At 65.5% G+C, this 20736-nt stretch carries 17 protein-coding genes and 1 pseudogene; 8 read left to right on the top strand and 10 right to left on the bottom strand.

Features of this window, described 5'->3' with window-relative positions; translation table 11 throughout:
• Positions 1 to 121: pseudogene (locus tag KLP40_RS21705) on the top strand (IS701 family transposase); the annotation flags it as partial.
• A 201-nt stretch (positions 122 to 322) separates the two neighbouring features.
• Here the strand turns inward: KLP40_RS21705 and KLP40_RS05600 are convergent.
• Complete coding sequence (locus KLP40_RS05600; protein WP_215592746.1) at positions 323 to 1495, bottom strand: MFS transporter; 1173 nt, start codon at positions 1493 to 1495, stop codon at positions 323 to 325.
• Between the two features lie 342 nt (positions 1496 to 1837).
• On the opposite strand from KLP40_RS05600, the gene KLP40_RS05595 reads away from it, so the two are divergent.
• Positions 1838 to 1978 carry a hypothetical protein gene (locus KLP40_RS05595; RefSeq protein WP_215592745.1) on the top strand — a complete coding sequence of 47 codons (141 nt, stop codon included), beginning with the start codon at positions 1838 to 1840 and terminating at the stop codon, positions 1976 to 1978.
• Between the two features lie 106 nt (positions 1979 to 2084).
• The gene (locus tag KLP40_RS05590; protein ID WP_215592743.1) at positions 2085 to 3530 is read left to right on the top strand and encodes a dihydrolipoyl dehydrogenase family protein; all 1446 of its coding nucleotides are present in this window, start codon (positions 2085 to 2087) and stop codon (positions 3528 to 3530) included.
• An 80-nt stretch (positions 3531 to 3610) separates the two neighbouring features.
• On the opposite strand, the gene KLP40_RS05585 is transcribed toward KLP40_RS05590, so the two are convergent.
• From KLP40_RS05585 to KLP40_RS05575, 3 genes are all read right to left on the bottom strand, one after another.
• The gene (locus KLP40_RS05585; protein ID WP_215592742.1) at positions 3611 to 4288 is read right to left on the bottom strand and encodes a haloacid dehalogenase type II; all 678 of its coding nucleotides are present in this window, start codon (positions 4286 to 4288) and stop codon (positions 3611 to 3613) included.
• A 119-nt stretch (positions 4289 to 4407) separates the two neighbouring features.
• Positions 4408 to 5007, bottom strand: coding sequence for a DUF6134 family protein (locus tag KLP40_RS05580; protein ID WP_317196749.1), 600 nt, complete (start codon positions 5005 to 5007; stop codon positions 4408 to 4410).
• 115 nt (positions 5008 to 5122) lie between these two features.
• Entirely contained in the window at positions 5123 to 5899 is a 777-nt protein-coding gene (locus KLP40_RS05575) for a DUF547 domain-containing protein (RefSeq protein ID WP_215592741.1), read from the bottom strand.
• A gap of 256 nt (positions 5900 to 6155) precedes the next feature.
• Between KLP40_RS05575 and KLP40_RS05570 the strand changes: the two genes are divergently transcribed.
• From KLP40_RS05570 to KLP40_RS05550, 5 genes are all read left to right on the top strand, one after another.
• Positions 6156 to 6848 (top strand): TIGR04283 family arsenosugar biosynthesis glycosyltransferase, encoded by a 693-nt coding sequence (locus KLP40_RS05570; protein WP_215592740.1) that lies wholly within the window; start codon positions 6156 to 6158, stop codon positions 6846 to 6848.
• Positions 6849 to 6934: 86 nt separating this feature from the next.
• Positions 6935 to 7957, top strand: a complete 1023-nt coding sequence (locus tag KLP40_RS05565) for an NAD-dependent epimerase/dehydratase family protein (protein ID WP_246558645.1) — start codon at positions 6935 to 6937, stop codon at positions 7955 to 7957.
• A complete protein-coding gene (locus KLP40_RS05560) occupies positions 7950 to 8852 on the top strand; it encodes an SDR family oxidoreductase (protein ID WP_215592738.1) in 903 nt (300 codons plus the stop codon). Before KLP40_RS05565 ends, KLP40_RS05560 begins: the two co-directional genes overlap by 8 nt.
• A gap of 313 nt (positions 8853 to 9165) precedes the next feature.
• A complete protein-coding gene (locus KLP40_RS05555; RefSeq protein ID WP_215592736.1) occupies positions 9166 to 10014 on the top strand; it encodes a sterol desaturase family protein in 849 nt (282 codons plus the stop codon).
• Positions 10015 to 10272: 258 nt separating this feature from the next.
• On the top strand, positions 10273 to 12918 hold the full coding sequence (locus tag KLP40_RS05550; protein WP_215592735.1) for an MGH1-like glycoside hydrolase domain-containing protein: 2646 nt from the start codon (positions 10273 to 10275) through the stop codon (positions 12916 to 12918).
• 137 nt (positions 12919 to 13055) lie between these two features.
• On the opposite strand, the gene KLP40_RS05545 is transcribed toward KLP40_RS05550, so the two are convergent.
• From KLP40_RS05545 to KLP40_RS05520, 6 genes are all read right to left on the bottom strand, one after another.
• Positions 13056 to 13505, bottom strand: a complete 450-nt coding sequence (locus KLP40_RS05545) for an ankyrin repeat domain-containing protein (RefSeq protein WP_215592734.1) — start codon at positions 13503 to 13505, stop codon at positions 13056 to 13058.
• Positions 13506 to 13635: 130 nt separating this feature from the next.
• Positions 13636 to 14700 carry a bile acid:sodium symporter family protein gene (locus KLP40_RS05540; RefSeq protein ID WP_215592733.1) on the bottom strand — a complete coding sequence of 355 codons (1065 nt, stop codon included), beginning with the start codon at positions 14698 to 14700 and terminating at the stop codon, positions 13636 to 13638.
• 177 nt (positions 14701 to 14877) lie between these two features.
• A complete protein-coding gene (locus KLP40_RS05535; protein ID WP_215592732.1) occupies positions 14878 to 16128 on the bottom strand; it encodes a PepSY-associated TM helix domain-containing protein in 1251 nt (416 codons plus the stop codon).
• Positions 16129 to 16235: 107 nt separating this feature from the next.
• Positions 16236 to 18698, bottom strand: coding sequence for a TonB-dependent receptor (locus KLP40_RS05530; RefSeq protein ID WP_246558644.1), 2463 nt, complete (start codon positions 18696 to 18698; stop codon positions 16236 to 16238).
• A gap of 238 nt (positions 18699 to 18936) precedes the next feature.
• Entirely contained in the window at positions 18937 to 19995 is a 1059-nt protein-coding gene (locus tag KLP40_RS05525) for an LLM class flavin-dependent oxidoreductase (RefSeq protein ID WP_215592730.1), read from the bottom strand.
• Between the two features lie 98 nt (positions 19996 to 20093).
• On the bottom strand, positions 20094 to 20735 hold the full coding sequence (locus KLP40_RS05520; RefSeq protein ID WP_215592728.1) for a CatB-related O-acetyltransferase: 642 nt from the start codon (positions 20733 to 20735) through the stop codon (positions 20094 to 20096).
• Position 20736 lies beyond the last annotated feature (1 nt).

The raw sequence follows: 20736 nt of genomic DNA, 5'->3' as shown, positions 1-20736 counted from the left end.
CCAATTTGCCCGCCAAACGGCACAAACCATCTATCAGGCTCACCAGCAGCAGTGGGCGCCCTACTTGCGCCAGCTACTGGCGCAGCCCCTCATTCCCGCACTGCTACCCGTAAGTGCGTAAGTCCTATATATATAACTATAGATGTATATATGAAATGAGAAAAAGTTCCTTTTTTGGTGAGGTCTGTATGTGAGTTTCCAAATTCATCAATAAATATATTGGCAAACCTATCGTCGTTTTTGCTGTCGAAATTTGTCATTGAGGTTATTTTGATAAGTTGACTACTTTACTACTGCAAGATATGAAGATGATCTTGTTGATTTAAAGTGTTTTTCCTGCTGTTCTACCCCGCAACGCCCACAGCCCCAGCGCCGGGCCGATGGCCAGGGGCAGCAGCAGCAAGTTGGGCGGCAGGCGCGGGGCCAGCCAGCTGGTGAGCTGCACGCTGGCAATGGTGAGGGCAAACCCCAGGCAGGTGACGATGGTCAGGGCCGCCCCGCGGGTGGGGGCGGGGGCGTGCCGGGCCACCAGGGTGGAAAACATCGGCGAATCGGCCACCACCACCAGTCCCCAGAACCCCAGAAACGCCCCCAGCGCCGCCCCCGAGCCGCCGCCCAGCACCAGCGGCGAGGCCAGGCAGCAGGCCCCCGAGAGCAGCAGGGCCCCGCCGCCCACCCGGGCCGGGCCCAGCCGCGGGGCCAGCAGGCCCGCGCCCACGCAGGCCAGGCTGCCCCCGCCAATGATGGCAAACGAGAGCAGCGGCCCCGGCAGCGCCGCTTCGGGGTGCCGAGCGTTAAAGGCCGCCAGCACCACCGGCACGAAGGCCCAGAACGTGTACAGCTCCCACATGTGCCCGAAGTAGCCCAGGGCCGCCGCCCGAAACGCCGGCTCCCGGAATCCCGCCAGAAACGCCGTGAAGGCCGGCCGCTGCCCCGTGCGACGGTAGGGGCCATCGGGCACCAGCCGCAGCATGGCTGCCCCGCCCAGCAAAGCCAGGGCCGAAGTAGCCCAGGCCACCGCCTGCCCGGGCAGGGTGCCGCCCAGGCTCCGGAGCAGGTGCGGAAACGCGGTGCCCAGCACCAGCGCCCCCACCAGCCAGCCCAGGGAGCGGCCCAGCCCGGCCTCGTAGTAGTCGGCGGCTATCTTCATGCCCACCGGGTAGATGCCGGCCAGGAAAAAGCCCGTCAGCACCCGGCAGGCCAGCAGCCCGCCCACCGGCAGGCCCGGCAGCACCAGCCCCAGGTTGCAGAGCGCCGCCAGCACCGCGCTCAGAAAGAACACCCGGGAGGGCGAAAACCGGTCGGCGAGGGCCAGCAGGGCAAACGTGAGGGTGCCGGCAATGAAGCCCAGCTGTACGGCGCTGGTGAGCGTGGCCACGAAGGCCGGCCCCTGGTGCAGGCGCGCGGCCATTTCGGGAGCCACGGCGTTGCCGGCAAACCACAGCGAGGTGCAGCAGAACTGCGCCCCCACAATGGTGGGAAGAATGCGGGACATGAGAGGGGTGGGAGAGAGGGGGCGGGAGAGAGCGGGCGGGAGAGAGCGGGCAAAATACGGCCATTTGCCGGAAGGGCATTCGGCAGAACAACCTTTGGCAGGACGGCGCTTCAAAGTAGAACGTCAATCCGAGCGCAGCCGAGGAATCTCGCGTGCTGACGTGGTGGTAATAATCTAAGCCCCTCTGGGGGTAAGGTGAGACACAACGAAGCGGTAGAGATGCTCTCGACTGCGCTCAGCATGACAGGTACTGTGGCAACGTCAGCACGCGAGATTCCTCGGCTGCGCTCGGATTGACGTTCTGATTCGTTGCGTTCTGTATCAATGACGTTTTGCCGAAGGTTGCTCTTCGCTGAGGCCTCGTTCCGCACTTTCTCAACAGCGGCCCTACCTGCGGGGTACCGGCTGCCCGGTTTTCTGCGCCCCGTCTACGAGGAAGTCAGCTACGGCGGCATGAGCATGCGCAGCTTCGTGGTGGGCTAGCAGCGCGCGCTCAGGGGCCGATGAAGAAAATACGTCCCTGGCATCGGCAACGACCTGGGGTACGTATAGGTAGCGGGCGTTTTGCCGCTTTTTTCAGTTTTGAGCTATGCCGGAGAATATTGCTGAGGTTGATCTGATTGTGCTTGGGGCCGGTTCGGCCGGGTTGGGGCTGGCTTTGTTCATGGCCCGGGCCGATCTGCGGGTGCTGCTCATCGACCGCACCGCCGAGGATGTGGGTGGCGACTGCCTCAACCACGGCTGCGTGCCCAGCAAGGCCCTTCTCCACGCCGCCCGGCAGGTTCACCAGGCCCGGCAGGCTGCCCGCTTCGGCCTCCAGGTGAGCGGCCCGGCCGACATGGCCAAGGTCATGGACTACGTACGGAGCTGCCAGGCCATCATCCGCCGCCACGAAAACCCCGACTACCTGCGCGACCAGGGCATTACGGTGGAAATCGGCCACCCCAGGTTCGTGGGTCCGCAGGAAGTGGAAATCAACGGGCGCACCTGGCGGGGGCGCAAGCTGGTGGTGGCCACCGGCTCGCGGCCCCGGCCCCTGCAAGTGCCCGGGGCGGAGCTGGTGCGCCTCTACGACAACCAGCACGTCTGGGACCTGCGCGAGCTGCCCGCCCGCCTGCTGGTGGTGGGCGGCGGGCCCAACGGCGTGGAGCTGGCCCAGGCCCTGCAGCGCCTGGGTTCCCAGGTTACCCTCGTCCACCACGGCCCGCGGTTGCTCGAGCACGAGGATGCCACCATCAGCCAGGTGCTGGAAGAACGGCTGCGGACCGAGGGCCTCACCCTGCACTTCAACGCCGAAGTAGTTCGCTTCAGCAGCCCCACCCACGCCCGCATCAAGCCCGCGGAAGACGCGGAATTCGGGCTCGATTTTGACTGCGGCTACGTGGCCATCGGGCGGGAGGTGAGCTTCGAAGGGCTGGACCTGGACCGGGCCGGGGTGGAAGTCGACGCGCAGGGCCACATCCGGCTCGATGAGCACCTGGGCACCACCAATCCCGCCGTCTTCGTGGCCGGCGACGCGGCCAATTCGCTCAAGTTCAGCCACGGAGCCGAGCTGCACGTGCGCCTGCTGCTGTTTAATTTCTTCTCACCCCTCAAAAAGAAGCTCAGCTACGACCACTTTTCCTGGGTTACCTTCACCGACCCCGAAGTGGCCCATTTCGGCCTCGACGAGCCCGAGCTGCAAAAGCGCGGCCTGCGCTACGAGCGGTGGGAAACCGATTTCCGGGACGACGACCGGGCCGTGGTGGACGGGCACCGCGACGGCCGCCTGCTGCTCTTCATCGAGCAGCCCCTGCTGCCCATTCCCGGCCAGCAGCGCCGGATTCTGGGCGGGGCCATGGTAGCGCCCCACGCCGGGGAGCTGGTGCAGGAGCTGATTCTGGCCAACAGCAGCGGCCTGGGCATCAGCGCCATCTTCGACAAAGTGTACCCCTATCCCGTGGCGGCCCGCATCAACCAAAAGCTCATCGTCGACCACCAGCAAATCACCCCGCTCCTGCAGCTGGGCCTGGACGTGGCGTATAAGCTCCAGTAATGAGGGTTTGTAACGGAGAGCGGGAACCCCCATAAGCCCGTCATTCTTCGCTGCGCTCTGAATGACATTGCTTTTCTAATCTACCCCAGCTGCTTGGCCAGGTCTTCCAGCGTGTCCGCGGTGAGCGTGGGGGCCGGCGCCAAAGGGTAGACCGGCTGCCCGGGGCGGGCGATGAAAGCGGCCTGTAAGCCGGCCAGCTGAGCGCCGGCCGTATCCCAGCCGTGGGCTGCCACCAGCATAGCCTCGGCCGGGGCCACGCCCAGCTCCCGGCAGGTGGTCAGGTAGGTAGCGGGGTGGGGCTTATAGCGCTGCACGGCATCAATGCTACCCAAATGCTCGAAGAAATTGGTAAGGCCGGCGTACTGCAGCTGCTGCCCTAGGGTGGCGGGCGGGGAGTTGGTGAGCGTGGCCAGACGGAACCCGGCTTCCCGCAGGGCCGTGAGGCCGGGCACTACATCGGGGTGGGGCGGCAGCTCCCGCATAAGCTCAAGCAGCTCTTTTTTGCGGGCCGCCGGCCGTGCCTCCTGTCCCAGGGTCTGGGCCAGCATGTCGAGGGCCGCGTCGCCAATCTGGCCGAAATCGTGGTAGTGGGCCGTGGTAGTATCCACCAGTGCGTACTGCAGCAGCAGCGCAAACCACTGCCGGAAGGCGGATTCGGAACCGAATTCCTGGTTGAGCGCCCGCCGTAGCTTGTCCAGGTCGAGCAGGGTTTCATTAACGTCGAAAAGCAGGAGTTCGGGGCGCGGCAAGGCAGGCATGGGCAGCAGGAAAGAATGGATTAGTAGCAGGTACGCGGTAGCACACGGCTCGGAAGCACACTCCGCGCATACGGCCAAACCGGCCCCGCGGCTGCCCCGCCTCCGGTTAGCGCCGAGGCTCAGGGCTCCGGCCGGATGATAAAATTCTTGAGCGGATTCTTTTTGATGAGCATCTGCAGCCGGCCGTTCTGGTAGCGGTATTCGTCCTCGCGCCCGGCGCGCCCGGCCCGGTAGGTGCCCGCCCGGCCCGGGCTCAGGCCAAAAAAGTCGCCGAAATACTCCGCAAACGCGCGGTTCTGCCCAGCGGGCTCCCCGAAAAACATGTCCGTGACGGTGTAGCGGATGGGCTGGGTTTCGGTGGCGCGGTAGTGGTGCTTGTACTGGTCGGCCACGATGGCGTAATGGTCGCCCTGCCACTCGGTACGGGAGGAAAAGTTGCCCTGGTTGGTGTGGGCTTCCACCGTAGACAGGCGCAGCTGCCCCTCGCGCACGTAGTTCGTGACCTTGTAGTAAATCCGGAGGTGGTAAAACAGAAAGTCCACCTGCACGTCGCTCACCAGGGTGCTCACGGTTTCGGGCCGGGCGGCCGTGGCGGGCGTGCGGGTGGCCGTCATGGTGCCCACCCGCACGCCCGCCACCTCAATGGCGTAGCGCCGGGTTGCAGTCTGCGCCCGGGCGGGTGCGGCGATGAGCAGGAGCAGGAAGCAGAGGTATTTCACGTAAACGGAATCGGGAGGGGACTCCAAAGATACCCTGCCAGCGCCAGCGCAGAACCTGCTACCTTATTCTTTTGCTGGTAGCAGGTCCTGCGTTTCGCTCCCGACATCAGCGCAGTTATTGCGCGTTCAGGTTCCAGTTGTAGTCGAGGTACCCGATGTTGGTATTGTCGGTAATCCTGGTTTTTGAGTAGCGGTTCACCCACTTCACCACCGACTGGCCGTCGGCGTTCCAGTCGTCCTTGTACCAGTCGAAATAGCTCGAAAGCTGGGCGCTGGCGGCCGTTATCCTGTTCTTGCCGGGGTTGTTGAGGAAGGCGCGGGCCTGGTCGTCGAGCTGGGCGCTGAGGCGGGCGGCGCTATAGGCCTCGGGGCGCAGGGGCGGGCAGGAAATGGAGGCGCACACCAAGGCAAAGTGAATGCGCGGGTCGTTGAACTGCTTGCGCAGGATGCCGTGCTCGATGTTATCCAGGCTCATTTTCTGACCCCCGATGCTGAAAAACTCCTTTTTCCAGGGCTCCCCGATGTCCTTGATGCTCTTGAGCGGGTAGTTATCCAGAATCAGGCGAATGGTGTAGGCGTTGTAGGCGTTGATCCAGAAGGCCATCTGCTCGGCCCTGGGGGCCGTGGCGGCGGGCGGATTCCGGCTGAGCTGGGCCAGGTAAGCATTGAACGTCTTTTCCTCGCTCCGGAAACCCGGGTAGTTCACGCGGCCCTGCCCGTTGACGTACTTCTTGAGCAGCCGATCAAAGGCGCTGTGGTCGAAGGCGGCGGCCGGGCGGGCGGCGGGCGTGAGAACAGGGGCGCCGGAAGCCGGCCGGGCCGCGCCATCGGAGGCGGCCAGGGCCAGCGCAGTGGTGACGCAGGTGGTGAGCAGAAGGGAGCGAAGCAGCATGGCGTGACAGGAAAAGCAGGCCGGACCCGGCCAGTGACCCGCCGCAGCGGAATCTACCAGTGGCCTACGACAAAAATAGCCGGGTGGGTGAGGGCCGGTACAATAAACGGGCCACTCGGCCGGACCAGATGGCCGGCAGGGAGCAAACTTCCCGCCCCCGAAACATCGTAAGCAACTCCGGCGGGCGGGGCCGGCAAGCCGGCCGGGCGCCAGCTTGCCGAAAAATACCCAACTTGAACGCTCGTCCCGATTCGCTATGCCGCTCAGCGTTATTATTCCTACTTACAACGAAGCCGCCCATATTGCCCGCCTGGTGCAGGAGCTGCGCCGGTACGCGGGCCCGGAGGCGGTGGAAATTCTGGTGGTGGATGCCCACAGCCCCGACGGCACGGCCGCCCTGGCCGAGGCCGCCGGAGCCACCGTGCTGGCCGCTCCCCGCGCCGGCCGCGCCGCCCAGATGAACCACGGCGCCGCCCACGCCACCCACGACATCCTTTACTTCGTGCACGCCGACGTGGGCATGCACCCCGACTTCGTGGCTACCATCCGCCGGGCCGTGGCCGCGGGCTACCCCGCCGGCTGCTACCGCTTCCGCTTCGACTCGGGCCACCCGCTGCTGCGCCTTAACAGCTACGGCACCCGCTTTAAGGGCCTCATGAGCCGGGGCGGCGACCAGACCTTGTTTATCACGCGCGACCTGTTCCGGGCCCTGGGCGGCTTTAATGAGCGGTTCGTGGTGATGGAGGACTTCGAGATTATCCAGCGCATTCGCCGCCGGGCTTCCTTCCTGATTGTGCCCCAGAGCGTGCTCGTGTCGGCCCGCAAGTACGAAACCAACGGCTGGCTGCGGGTGCAGCTGGCCAACCTCACGGCCTTCGCCCTCTACTTCCTGAAGGTGGAGCCCGCCCGCATCAGCCGCACCTACCGGGCCCTGATCAACCACCGGTGAGGGAAGGCGCGTTGCTGATTATCAGGTGGTAGTTGTCAGTAAAACACCGTTTTTCAATGGGCCCAGCATCACGGTCACCTTCCAGCTTGTCAGTCGTTCCTGACCACCCGCAACTGTCAACGGCCAACCCGGTGCTCGTGACCGGGGCCAACGGGTTTCTGGGGCGGCACCTGGTGGCCGAGCTGGTGGGGCGCGGGCAGCCGGTGCGGGCCCTGCTGCGGCCCGGCACTCCGCCGCCCTTCCCGCCGGCCTGGAACGTGGCCTACCAGCCCGGCGACCTAGCGCAGCCCGCTACCCTGGCCGGGGCCGCCGCGGGGTGCGGGGCCATTATTCACGCCGCCGCGCTGGCCAGTGTGAACCCGGCCCGCGACCCGGCCCTGTGGGCCGTGAACGTGGGCGGCACCCGGGCCATGCTCGCCGAAGCCCGGCGCGCGGGGGTGGGGCGGTTCGTGTACGTGGGTACGGCCAACGTCTTCGGCTTCGGAACCCAGGAAAACCCCGGCGACGAAACCCGTCCCTACGCCGGCGCCCGCTACGGCCTCGACTACATGGACAGCAAGCGCGCCGCCACCGACCTGGTGCTGGCTGCCGTGGCCCGGGAGCAGCTGCCGGCCGTGCTGGTGCATCCTACCTTTATGCTGGGCCCCGGGGACGTGAAGCCGACTTCCGGGGCGTTGCTGCTGGAAATTTACCGCGGCCGGGTGCCCGGCTACCCGCCCGGGGGCAAGAACTACGTGCACGTGCAGGACGTGGCCGTGGCCACCGTGAACGCCCTCACGCGGGGGCGGGTGGGGGAGTCCTACATTCTGGGCCACGAAAACCTGAGCTACCGCGCCGCCTTCGGGCTGATGGCCGGAGTGCTGGGCGTGCCGGCCCCGCGCTGGCCCGTGCCGGCCGCCGCCGCCCGTCTCTACGGAGCCCTCAGCGGCTGGCAGGCCCGCCTGACGGGCCGGCCGGGCCGCCTCAATGCGGCCATGGCGGCCGTGGCCAACGACGGGCATTACTTCCGGGTGGAAAAAGCCCGCCAGGAGCTGGGCCTGCCCCAGACGTCCGTGGCCCAGGCCGTGGCCGAAGCGTTCGAATGGTTTAAGTTGCACCGGTATGTCTGAAAAGCGTCTGGCTCCGGCCGCCCCGTTTGCTCCGCCACCTGCCCCGGCTCCGGCCACTCCGCCGCCCCGGCCACTGCCCACGGCGGGGCCGCTGGCGGGGCGGGTGGCGGTGGTCACGGGGTCTGAGTCGGGGATTGGGCGCGAAACGGCCCGGGCTTTGGCCGCGGCCGGGGCCGCCGTGGTGCTCAACGGCCGCCGCCCCGACCGCCTCGAAGCCACCCGCCGCCAGCTCGAAGCCGCCGGGGCCACCGTGGCTGCCTGCCTGGCCGACGTGACCGACTACCCTGCCTGTGAACTGCTCATTCATACGGCCATCCGCGAGTTCGGCCGCCTCGATATCCTGATTGCCAACGCCAGCATCTCCCAGCGGGCCTACTTCCGCGACATGAGCCCGGCAGTGTTCCGGCAGGTGCTCGACAGCAACGTGTACGGGGCCGTGTTTCCGCTCCAGGCGGCTTTGCCGCATCTGCTCCACAGCCGGGGCAGTGTGACGTTTATATCCTCGATTTCGGCCCTGAACGGGATGCCCAGCGGCTCGGCCTACTGCGCCGGCAAGGCCGCCCTCACCAACCTGGCCCACACCCTGCGCCTGGAGCTCGATGGCACCGGCGTCCATTTCGGGGTAGTGCACATCGGGTTCACCGAAAACGACGAGGACAAACGCGTGCTCGATGCCGCCGGCCAGCCCGTGCCCATTGCCTACCGCAAGCCCCGCTGGCAGAAAACCCAGGCCGAAGTAGCCGCCATCATCCTGCGCCACATCCGGAAACGCCGCCGTCGCACCGTCATTTCCGCGCTGGGCTGGCTCATTGCCATCGTCCACGGCTTCTTTCCCCGCCTCGGCGACTGGGTCGTGCTGACTACCATGCGCCGACTGCGGAATTTCTACGAATAGAGCCGCTGCGGGAATCCGCCTACTGCGCAACCGCTACCAGCCGCGTCGGGCTGGTCAGCTGCCGACTGCCGGGAACCGGACCCGATGCTGAGCAGAGTCCCGGAGCTGTTCCCGGAGTACCAGTCTTACGCACGGCCTCTGGTCGGCCTGACAGGATTCTTCGGCCCCGCGCCAAGCCTGTCGTGCATAAAAGCACTGGTAGATGCCCGGTTTCGTCCTTTTTCTGAAAACTGACGTTCATCTAGCAGCTACTGGCAACTACCCACCACCAACCGACAACTACTGTATGAGCTGGCTTCCCATTTCTCATCCCTTGCTCAAGCGTTTTGATACCTGGGGTACGCCCGTGCTGGCCGCCGTGGGCCTGGGCCTGCTGCTGCTCGAAACCCGCCGGCCGCTGCGGCGGCGCACCCGGCCCCGCCCTGAGCGGTGGGTGCGCAACGTGCTGGTGGCCGCGCCCTCGCTGCCGGCCATGCGCCTGACGCTGCTGCCCGCCATGGTGGGCCTGGGCCAGCTCATGGCCCCGTACCGCCCGCCTTTTTCGCGCCTGCCCGAGCCGGTCCGCACGCTGGCCGAGGTGCTGCTGCTCGATTACCTGGGCTACAGCTGGCACCGGCTGCTGCACTCCCCGCTGCTCTGGCGCTTCCACCGCGTGCACCACTGCGACCTGGACATGGACCTGACTACGGCCTGGCGGTTTCACTTCGGCGAGATGCTGGCCAGCATTCCGTACCGGGCCGGCCTGGCGGCCCTGCTGGGGGTGCGTGGCAGCACGGCCCTGGGCTTCGAGGTGGTGTTTGAAGCCTGCACCGCCTTCCACCACACCAACCTGGAGTTGCCTTACGCGGTGGAGCGCCGCCTGGCTCCGTTCATGGTCACGCCCCGGGCCCACGGCATTCACCACTCCATGGTCGAGCGCGAAACGCAGAGCAACTTTGGCGTCGTGCTCACGCTCTGGGACCGGCTCCACCGCACCCTGCGCCTGAATGTGCCCCAGCAGGAGCTCATCATCGGCGTACCCGCCTACGCCGACCCGGCCGGCCAGACCGTTCCCCGCCTGCTGCAGCTGCCCCTCGAACCCCAGGACGCCTGGGCCCGCCCCGACGGCTCCGTGCCCGAACATCCTGAGTACGCCGGGCCGGCTACGGCGCTGGCGGAGTGAGTTGTGGGTTGTCAGTTATCAGTTGCCAGTTGGTACACTGGCGGAAGTCTTGCTGGCCAAGCTGGCGCCAGTATGCCTTAGCAAGTGCCTGGGTTCCGGTCGGAGTGGTGTTCTATTTACCAACAATTGGCAACTAGCAACCAACGGCTGATAACTGGCAACTGATAACTGACAACGGAAGCCTACCTTTGTCGATTCTACCAGACCGCATGGCCGGGTCCCGGCGCCGGGCGCACACCCCCGACGCCCCTCCTTTTTATGACGCAAGAACAACTCCGCCTGGCCGAAGCCAACGCCCTGACCGCCGACTGGAAGAAATTCGGTCCCTACCTCACCGAGCGCCAGTGGGGTACGGTGCGCGAGGATTACAGCCCCGACGGCAACGCCTGGAACTACCTGCCCCACGACCTGGCCCGCAGCTACGCCTACCGCTGGGGCGAGGAAGGGTTGGGCGGCATCTGCGACAACGCCCAGCACCTGTGCCTGGCCGTGGGCCTCTGGAACGGCCAGGACGAGCTGCTCAAGGAGCGCCTGTTCGGGCTCACCAACGGCCAGGGCAACCACGGCGAGGACGTGAAGGAGCTCTACTACTACCTCGACAGCACGCCCACGCATAGCTACATGCGGATGCTGTACAAGTATCCCCAGCAGGAGTTTCCGTACGAGCAGCTGACCCGCGAAAACGCCGCCCGGTCCCGCCAGGAAGATGAGTTTGAGCTGCTCGATACCGGGATTTTCAACGAGGGCCGCTACTTCGATGTGTTCATTGAGTACGCCAAGGCCGGGGCCGACGACGTGCTGCTGCGCATTACGGCCCACAACCGCGGCCCCGAGGCGGCCCCGCTGCACGTGCTGCCCCAGCTCTGGTTCCGCAACACCTGGGCCTGGGGCCACGAAAATGCCCCGGCCTGCCCCGTGCTGCGCGCCACCGGCCCCGCCGCGGCCCTGGCCGAGCACGAGCTGCTGGGCCAGTACCACATCTACGCCGACCAGCCCGCCGAGCTGCTGTTCTGCGACAACGACACCAACTACCACCGCACCGGCGACCCGGCCCCGAGCAAGGGCGCGGGCCGCTACTTCAAGGACGGCATCAACGACTACGTGGTGGAGGGCGACGTGACGGCCGTGAACCCGGCCCGCCGGGGCACCAAAATGGCCGCTTCCCACCGCCTCGATATCGGGCCGGGCGAGTCGGCCACGGTGCAGCTGCGCCTGAGCCGGGAGGCGCTGGAGCAGCCGTTTGCCGATGCCGACGAGCTGCTGACCCTTCGCCGCCAGGAGGCCGATGCGTTCTACGAGTGCATGCAGGAAGACCTGCCCGCCAGCGCCGACGCCCGCAACGTGCAGCGTCAGGCCTTCGCCGGCATGCTCTGGAGCAAGCAGTTCTACTACTACGACGTGACCCAGTGGCTCGACGGCGACCCGGCCCAGCCCCGCCTGCCGGCCCGCCGCCGCAAGGGCCGCAACAGCAACTGGCGCCACCTGCACAACCAGGACATCATCTCGATGCCCGACAAGTGGGAGTACCCCTGGTACGCGGCCTGGGATTTGGCCTTCCACTGCATTCCGCTGGCCATGGTGGATGCCGAATTCGCCAAAAACCAGCTCCGCCTGCTCTGCCGCGATTGGTACATGCACCCCAGCGGGCAGCTGCCGGCCTACGAGTGGAACCTCAACGACGTGAACCCGCCGGTGCACGCCTGGGCCACCTGGCGGGTGTACCAGATGGACAAAAAGCTCAACGGCTACGGCGACACGGCCTTTCTCGAAGCCGTGTTCCATAAACTGTCGCTCAACTTCACCTGGTGGGTCAACCGCAAGGACAAGAGCGAGCGGAACGTGTTTGAGGGGGGCTTCCTGGGCCTCGATAACATCGGCGTGTTCGACCGCTCTGCCCCGCTGCCCACCGGCGGCCACATCGAGCAGTCGGACGGCACGAGCTGGATGGCCATGTTTGCCCTCAACATGATGCGCATGGCCATGGAGCTGGCCGCCCACAACTCGGTGTACCAGGAAATGGCGGGCAAGTTCTTCGAGCACTTCCTCTACATCGCCGACGCCATGACCCGGGGCGGCGACGGGCAGTTCAACCTCTGGGACGAGGAAGACCAGTTCTACTACGACGTGCTCCACACCCCCGACGATGCCCGCACCAAGCTCAAGGTACGCTCCATCGTAGGCCTGATTCCGCTGTTTGCGGTGGAAGTTATTGATGAGCAGTTGCTTAACTCCCTGCCCGACTTCACGGAGCGGGCCCGCTGGCTGCTCGAAAACCGGCCTCACCTGGCCCAACTCGTGTCGCGCTGGCGCGAGCAGGGCAAGGAAACCCGCCACCTGCTGAGTTTGCTGCGCCGCTCCCGCCTGCGCGCCCTGCTCCGGCGCATGCTCGACGAAACCGAGTTCCTCTCCGACTACGGCATCCGGGCCATGTCGCGCTACCACCTGGAGCACCCCTACGTGTACAGCACGCCGGAAACCGATTTCACGGTGCAGTACGTGCCCGGCGAGGCCGAGAGCAGCATGTTCGGGGGCAACAGCAACTGGCGCGGCCCCATCTGGTTTCCCATCAACTACCTCATCATCGAGTCGTTGCAGCGCTTCCACGCCTACTACGGCGACGCCTTCCAGTGCGAGTACCCCACCGGCTCGGGCCAGATGCACACGCTCAACCAGATTGCCGAAGCCCTGTCGGGCCGCCTTACCCGCCTGTTTCTCAAGGACGAAAACGGCCGCCGCCCGGCTTTCGCCCACGACGAGCTCCTCCAGACCGACCCCCACTTCCAGGACAACCTGCTCTTCCACGAGTACTTCCACGGCGACACCGGCCGGGGCCTCGGCGCCAGCCACCAAACCGGCTGGACCGGCCTCATCGTGCGCCTGCTCCGTTACCGCGGCTATGAATAGATTTTTTATAATGTGGGCGGAATGTGCAAATGTGGGTGGAATGTGAAAAATATGCAGGAAATTATCTCCACTACATTTTTCACATTCCACCCACATTTGCACATTCCATCCACATTTTCACATTCCATCCACATTAATCAAAGCTTGGCCTTAATCAGCTTGATGACGTCGGCGTTTTCGCCTTCTTTGGCGGCGGCCATGACGTCTTTGCCGTCCTTGTCCCGGGCTTTGGGGTTGGCGCCGCTGGCCAGCAGAAACTCCACCACATCGGGGCTGCCATTGGCGGCGGCGGCCATGAGCGGCGTCATGCCGAAGGAGTCGGTTTTGTCGATTTGTGCCTTGTTTTTGAGCAGGGCCTTCACCACGTCGAGGTGGCCGTTGCCGGCGGCCAGCACCAGAAAGGTTGTCGGGAAACCGGGCATCATTTCCACGGCGGCGTTGGCATCGGCCCCGGCCGCGAGCAGGGCATCCACCTCGGCGGGCTTATTCTTGACCACGGCCGCGTACACTTTCTGGGTGGCGGACTGGGCCAGCGCCCCGGCCGCCACCGCTAGAAATAGGGCAAAAGTGAGAAGAAGTTTTTTCATGCCGGGAAGTAGGGGTCAGGACAGAAAACAAACTTAAAGATAGGGGAGAAGGCCGAGAAATCAGCAGTAGCCCGGGCCAAATCCGGCGGCCGGCCCGGCCGGCCGGGAGGCGCGGCATCCCCGAAAAAGTCTATCCGGGGGCCGGCGCGGAGTCCGCCGCGGCCTGCCGCCCGAACCGCTGCGCCATCACGCTGGCCAGCACAATCTGGAGGGCGTGGTAGAGCATGAGGGGCAGCAGCAGCGCCCCGGTAGCGGCCGCGGCCGGAAACAGCAGACTAGCCATCACGCTGCCGTGGACCAACGACTTCTTGGAGCCGCAGAAAATAGCCACCGTGCGGTCGGCCGCCGAGAAACCCAGCAGCCGGCTCAGGCCCGCTACCAGTCCGAACACGAGGAAGTACAGCCCTACCATGCCCACGGCCAGCCCGGCCACGGTAGTGGGGGCGAAACTGCGAAAAATACCCTCGGCAAACGACTCGCAGAAGGAGGTGTACACGATGCTCAGGATAATGACCTGATCCAGAATACGCAGGCGGCTCTTGTTGGCCTCCGCCCACGTTCCGAACCGGCCGTTGAGCAGCATGCCGGCCGCCACCGGCAGCACCACCTGCCAGGCCAGACTCAGGGCCAGCCCGCTCAGGTCGGAATCGGAGCCAGTGTGCAGCACGGCCCGCACCCAGAGCGGGGTGAGCACAATGCCGGCCAGGCTGCTGATGCTGGCGTTGAAAATGGCCGCCGGCACGTTGCCCCGAGCCATGCTCACCATGACTACCGAGGTGGAAACCGTGCTCGGCAGAGTGCACAGAAAGAATATACTCTGCCACAGCAGCCGGCCCTGCTCGCTCCCGAACAAGGGCCGCGCCGCCAGGGCCAGCAGCGGAAACAGTACAAACGTGGTGAGCTGCACCACCAAATGCAGGCGCCAGTTGCGGGTACCGTCGCGCAGTTTTGCCAGGCTCAGGCGCAGACCGTAGAAGAAGAATACCAGCATTACCCCGCCCGTGGTGAATACTTTCCAGGGCAGCGGACTGGTTTTACTGCCTACTTCGGGCACCAGATAGGCCAGGGCCACCACGCCCGCCAGGGCCGGCAGAAACCAATCGAGCAGGCCGGCGCGGCCCAGCAGGGCCAGCAGGCGGTTTTGCGGGGTGGGCGGCGGGAGGGGGGCGGCGGGTTGAGCGGCGGATGCAGGCATAGTGGCCGTAAAAGTAAACGCGCCGGCCCAAACCGGTCCGGCGCGTTGGTTTTCTGTCGATTGGGTCCGGCTTCGGGAAGCCACCAGTCCCGCCAAGTCTCAGCGGGCGAAGTGGAGCGCCTTTTATCAGGTCTCAGGCCGCGTGCCGGTCTGGGGCACTGATGGGCCGGTGCCGGCCTAGGCCACCAGTTGCCGGGCCGACTTTTTGCGGGCCTTTTTCAGGCGGTTCAGCCACAGCACGGTGCCGGTGATGGGGAAGGTGACGCCCAGTAGGCAGACCACCAGGCTCAGAATTTTGGAAGGCCACCCGAACAGGGCACCCGTGTGCACGGGCTTGAACAGGCCCCGCACCCGCTGACCCAGGTTGCGCTGCTCGTAGGTTTGCTGGCGCAGCACCTGGCCGCTGTACTGGTCAAGGTAGAGTTCGTCGGTGGCATTGTCGTAAGCCGCGTCGGGCCGGAGCGTGGCGACCCGGATGCTGCCGGCCGCGTCCTTGGGCAGCTGCAGGGCATAGTACACGGCCGCCGGGGCCAGCTGCCGGGCTCGGGTCAGGGCCGCGTCGGGCGTGAGGGCCGCGCCGGGTTCTGTTGCGGCAGCACCCGATACGGGCGGCTCGGGGCGCTCCTGGGGCGAGTTGGTAACGGCGTAAATTCCCTTATTAAACCACTCAAACGACCAGGCCAGCCCCGTAAAGGCAAACACGAACAGAAACAGGGCCGAGTAGAAGCCCAGCACAATGTGCAGGTCGTGGTTGAGGCGCTTCCAGCCGCTGCCCCACTTCACCTGAAGCCGCTGCCGCAGGGCCTTGCGGGTGGCCGGCCACCACAGCACCAGCCCGGTACCGAGGATGACCAGAAACAGCAGCGTGCTCACGCCCACTACCAGCTTGCCTACCGGCCCGCCCACCATGCCGCGATGCACGGCCATCAGGGTGAAAAACACGGTTTCGCGGTAGTTCAGCTCGCCGGTTACGGCCGCCGTGTAGGGGTTCACAAACACCGTGGGCCCCCGGCCGCCCTCGTGGTTGCCCTTGCCGCCGCCACCCTGACCGGCGGGTTTGCCCTGGCCCCCGCTGGCTGCGGCCTCCTGACCACCCCCGCGTGGGCGGCGCGGGCCTGCGGGGCGGGCGGCGCCGGGCGCTTCGCCGGGCGTAGCGGCCAGGCTGAATTCCACGGTGCGCGTGGGGTCGGCGTACACTTTCACGCCCGTGATTCTGGCGCCGGGCTTACGGGCCAGCACCGCCTGCCGGAGGCGGGCCAGGGGCAGGGCCGGCGTGGTGGCGGGGGGCACGAAGTAGCGCGCGGGGTGCCAGGCCTGCTCCAGTTCCTTTTCAAACACCAGCCCGGCCCCGGTCAGGCAGACCACGGCAATAATCAGTCCCGAAGCCAGGCTGAGGTAGAGGTGCACGTTGCGGAAAAAATTTGTCATAACCGGAAAAAATGCGGGTCGGAAAATCGGGCGAAATTCCGGGGGCTGGTTGCAGCCAGTACCCCCGGAATGGCCTCACTCACTCACTCACTCACTCACTCACTCACTCACAGCCGGTAAGCCAGGGTGGTGGCGAACTGGCGGGGGGCAATAGGATTCACGCTGTTGTCGTCGTGCACGTTGTAGCTGAGCTGGTTGAGCACGTTGGAGAGCTTCAGGCGCAGGCTCAGCCGGTCGTAGGTGTAGCCCACGGAGGCGTCGAGTTGGGCGTAGGCCGGGAGCGGAATCAGCCGGAAATTGTCGCCCTGCACGGTGCTGCGGGTGCTGCGCCCGGCCTGCCGCTCGCCCATGTAGAGCGTGGTCAGCCCCAGTTGCAGGCCGCTGAGTACGCCCTGGTCAAAGGTGTAGAACACGCTGGCGTTGGCCGTGTGGTTGGGGTTGTAGCGCAGCAGGCTGCCCACGGTGTAGATAGTGCTTTTCGTGTAGGCCGTGCGGTTGTAGCTATAGCCCCCCAGCACCGACCAACCCTGCACGGGCTTGCTCTGCACGTCCAGTTCCAGGCCCCGGCTGGTGACCTCGCCGGCCAGCTCCTGGGCCGTGGGCAGGTTGACGTTGTAGTTGGGCGCCGTGGCCAGAATCGTCTGGGCCAGGTTGCTGTTCACAATCTGGTAGGCCGTCAGGTTGGCCGACAGCAAGCCGTTGAACAGCTCATTCTTCACGCCCACCTCGTACTGGTCAATCAGGGAGGGCGGCAGGGCCGCGCCGGTATTATCCTGGCCCGAGTTGGTGGTGAAGGAGTTGGCGTAGGAAGCAAAAACCGACAGCGTTTGCAGGGGCTGATACACCAGGCCTACCCGGGGCGAGAAGGCGTCGTCGTAGCGCTTGGGCCGGTCGGTGGTCTGCGCCGTTTTGTAGGCGTACTGGGTGCTGCCGGTTTCCTGGTAGCTGTAGCGCACGCCGGCCAGCAGCTTCAGTTTCGGGGTAATTTCGAGCAGATCCTGCACGTAGGCACCCACGCGCCGCACGGAGGAGTGGGTGCGCGTATTGCGGCTGAAGCCGGGCACGGCGCTGTTTTCGGCGTATTGCCCGGGGTTGAACACGTTGATGGAATCGTAGCGGCCGATGGCGTTGTAGGCAATGGCGCGGGTGTTGTACTTGTCGGCATCCATTCCGACCAGCACGGTGTGCTTGAGCCGGCCGGTCTGCACTTTGCCGGTCAGGTCCAGCTGACCCAGGAAATAGTCTTCCTGGGTTTCGCTGGCCTGCAGGCTGCGCACCAGGTTGCCGTAGAGGGCCGGGCTGCCGGTCAGGATTTTGATGGGTTTGCCGCTCTTATCCACCCCGCTGAACACGTCTACGGAGTCGCGCACGTTGCTGGGGCGGGAAGCCGAGCGCAGCGCGTTGCCAAAGCCCTGGTAAGCTGCCACCCCGCGCACCTGCCAGGTATCGTTGAGGTGGTGGGTGAGCGTAGCCGTGGCCGATTTCTGTTCCGTGCCGATGTTGGCCCAGGTGGTATTCAGGAAACGGCTGCGCGGCACGTCCGGAATACGGTAGTTGATGGCCCCGATACCGAAATCGGGCGTGCGGCGGTCGTTTAGGTAGTCGCCTTCCAGCAGCAGGTCGGTTTTGCCTCCGATTTTAAAAAGCAGGGACGGATTCACGTAAAACCGCTCGCCCTGCACTTCGCGGCGGAAGCTGCGGCTGTTTTCGTAGGTGGCGTTTACCCGGAAGGCTACGTGCGTGCTGCCATTTACGGCCCCGTACAGGTCGAGAGTGGGTTTGTAGAAGTCGTAGCTACCCGCGCGCAGGCCCAGGGAGCCGCCCGACTCGAAGCGGGGCTTTTTGGTGACCAGGTTCAGCACGCCGCCGGCCGCCACGTTGCCGTAGAGGATGGCGGTGCTGCCCTTGAGCACTTCCAGCCGCTCCAGGGAGCTGGTTTCGGGCAGGATGCTGTTGTTGTAGCGCACCCCGTTCTTGAACGTGTTGCTGCTGCCGAACGAGAAGCCGCGGCCGGCAATTTCTTCCTGGTAGCCGCCCGTGTTGCCCATCACGTACACCCCGCTCACGTTGGCCAGCACGTCGCTCAGGCGCAGGGCCTGCTGCTGCTCCAGGGTCTGGCGCTCCACGGTAAAAGTGCTCTGGGGCAAATCCAGGGGGGCAATGGGCAGCTTGCCGATGGCCACGGGCCGCTCGTTGAGGCTGCGCGCGCCCGTCACCGTCACTTCCTGAAGCTGCTGCTGCCCGGCCGTGGCCGTAACGGTCGGCAGCACCGTGGTTTGGCCGCCGGCTACCACCACCGCCAGCTCCTGGGTAACGTAGCCCAGGCGGCTGACTACCAGCTGATAGGAGCCCGCCGGGGCCGAGAGCCGGAACCGCCCATCCGTGCCGGTGAGCGTGCCAAGGGAGGTGCCTTTCAATGCCACCGATACGCCCTCCAGCGGCTCGCCCCGGGAGTCCAGAATCTGACCCGCCAAGCGGCCCCGCTGTTCGGTTTCCTTACTAACGGGCATGGCGTGGGCCGGGCTGGCAGCCGGCGCTGGCAGCACGTGGGGGAAGGGAAGGGTAAGCAAGGGCAGGAAAGGTAGTAGTGCGGCCATGGAAGGGGAGTGCTATTTAGAATGATTAAAAACAATGCAAAGCTGAGGTCTATTTAGATAGATTCAAAATAAAGAATTTAATACTAGGGGTCTGTTTGCAAAATCGCCTGTAAGTCAGGTAGATGTTTTTTTGAGTGACTGGGTGCAGGGGGCAGAAACAGCAACGCCCGGCCTTGCGGTCGGGCGTTGGAGTAGGAACGCAGGCGGGCGTTTAGCTCAGGGCCCAGGCTGGCTGGGCCGGCCCGGCCGGCGCCGAGGACAGGGCGAAGGCGTCGGCCAGCAGCTCGTAGGAGCGGAGCCGGTCGTCGTAGTCGTGGGTGATGGTCACGGCTACCACTTCCTCCACGCCGTAGCGGGCGGCCAGCTCCCCGATTTCGGCTTTCACCTTGTCCGGCGTGCCGCTGATGATGCGCTGGTGGTGGTAGTCCAAACGGGCCCGCAGATCGGCCGAAAGGGCGGCCACGTTTAGCGTTTCGGCGGCTTCGATGGGTGTGTACTGGCCGGTTTCGAGCTTGAGCATCTGCAGAGCCAGGTTATCGGCCAGCAGCTGGGCCCGGCCGGCGGTATCGGCGCAGACCACGAAAATGGCCACGTTGGCCTGGGGCGCGGCCAGCTCGGGCGAAGGGCGGAACCGCTCCCGGTACAGCTCCACCATTTTGGGCCCGCCGCTGGGGTTGATGAAGTGAGCGAAGCTGAAGGCCGCCCCCACGTGGGCCGCAAACAGGCCGCTCTGTCCGCTGGAGCTCAGCAGCCACAGTTCCGGCACCGTATCCACGAAGGGGGCGGCCTTCACCCGGGCGTGAATGGTGTCGGCCACCACCTCGTCGCGCAGGTAGGCGCGCAGGTCCATGAGCTGCTCGGCGAAGTCCTCGTCGCGGAACTGGTTGTGGGGGTTGAGGGCGTGGGCCGTGACGCGGTCGGTGCCCGGGGCGCGCCCGATGCCCAGGTCGAGGCGGCCGGGGTAGAGGGCTTCGAGCAGGCGGAAGTTTTCGGCCACTTTCAGGGCCGAGTAATGGGGCAGCATCACCCCGCCCGAACCCAGGCGGATGCGGCTGGTTTCGGCCCCGAGGCGGGCCAGCAGCACTTCCGGCGCGGAGCCGGCCAGGGTACGGGAATTGTGGTGCTCCGAAACCCAGAAACGGGTGAAGCCGAGGCGGTCGGTGAGGCGGGCCAGCTCCACGGTGTGCTGCAGGGCTTCGCGCGGGGTGCGCCCCAACGGCACCGGCGACTGGTCGAGCACGCTGAGTTGAAGGTTATGGTTAGTAGGCATGCGTAGAATCAAGGCAAGGGCCCCGCCCGGAATCAGGCAGCGGCAGGTGGTATAACACCGCCCGGCCGGAAGTAGTTTGCGGCCCCGGCCCCGCGGGCCTACTCGGCCTGCTCCAGTGCCGCCACGTCGGCCGCAGTCAGCAGGGCCAGGTGACGGGTGATTTTCTCGGCCGGCCAGAACCACCACGCCAGCTTTTCGAGGCGGGCAATGGTGTCGGGCCCGAACCGGTAGCGCACTACCGTGGCGGGGTTGCCAGCCACCACGGCATAGGCCGGCACGGGCCGCGTAACCACCGCTTTGGCCGCCACCACCGCCCCGTTGCCGATGCGGATGCCGGGCATGATGGTGGCCTCGTGCCCGATCCAGACGTCGTGGCCCACTACCGTATCGCCCTTCGAGGGGTATTTCTCCGCCACCGACTGCCCGTTCATGGCCGCTTCCCAGCCGTGGCCGAAAATGGCGAACGGAAAGGTGGAAACGGGCGTGGTTTCGTGGTTGCCCCCGTTCATGATGAACTTTACCCCGGAGGCCAGGGCGCAGAAATTGCCGATAATGAGCCGGTCGCCGATGAAATCGAAGTGGTAGAGCACGTTGCGCTCGAAGTTGGCGGGGTCCTCGAAATCGTCATAATAGGTATAGTCGCCCACCTCGATGGTGGGCCGGGTGATGAGGTTGCGCAGGAACACCAGCCGGCGGTGGTGGGGCAGCGGGTGCAGTGTGGCAGGATCAGGACCCGTCATA

It is taken from the genome of Hymenobacter piscis (assembly GCF_018760735.1).
Taxonomy (GTDB): domain Bacteria; phylum Bacteroidota; class Bacteroidia; order Cytophagales; family Hymenobacteraceae; genus Hymenobacter; species Hymenobacter piscis.
The sequence above is the reverse complement of the archived record's forward strand: the minus strand, read 5'-3'. Positions and strand labels throughout refer to the sequence as shown.

Coding starts and splice junctions, on each gene's coding strand:
- KLP40_RS05600 (WP_215592746.1), bottom strand. CDS start 1,495: ATGTCCCGCATTCTTCCCACCATTGTGGGGGCGCAGTTCTGCTGCACC.
- KLP40_RS05590 (WP_215592743.1), top strand. CDS start 2,085: ATGCCGGAGAATATTGCTGAGGTTGATCTGATTGTGCTTGGGGCCGGT.
- KLP40_RS05585 (WP_215592742.1), bottom strand. CDS start 4,288: ATGCCTGCCTTGCCGCGCCCCGAACTCCTGCTTTTCGACGTTAATGAA.
- KLP40_RS05575 (WP_215592741.1), bottom strand. CDS start 5,899: ATGCTGCTTCGCTCCCTTCTGCTCACCACCTGCGTCACCACTGCGCTG.
- KLP40_RS05570 (WP_215592740.1), top strand. CDS start 6,156: ATGCCGCTCAGCGTTATTATTCCTACTTACAACGAAGCCGCCCATATT.
- KLP40_RS05560 (WP_215592738.1), top strand. CDS start 7,950: ATGTCTGAAAAGCGTCTGGCTCCGGCCGCCCCGTTTGCTCCGCCACCT.
- KLP40_RS05550 (WP_215592735.1), top strand. CDS start 10,273: ATGACGCAAGAACAACTCCGCCTGGCCGAAGCCAACGCCCTGACCGCC.
- KLP40_RS05545 (WP_215592734.1), bottom strand. CDS start 13,505: ATGAAAAAACTTCTTCTCACTTTTGCCCTATTTCTAGCGGTGGCGGCC.
- KLP40_RS05540 (WP_215592733.1), bottom strand. CDS start 14,700: ATGCCTGCATCCGCCGCTCAACCCGCCGCCCCCCTCCCGCCGCCCACC.
- KLP40_RS05535 (WP_215592732.1), bottom strand. CDS start 16,128: ATGACAAATTTTTTCCGCAACGTGCACCTCTACCTCAGCCTGGCTTCG.
- KLP40_RS05525 (WP_215592730.1), bottom strand. CDS start 19,995: ATGCCTACTAACCATAACCTTCAACTCAGCGTGCTCGACCAGTCGCCG.
- KLP40_RS05520 (WP_215592728.1), bottom strand. CDS start 20,735: ATGACGGGTCCTGATCCTGCCACACTGCACCCGCTGCCCCACCACCGC.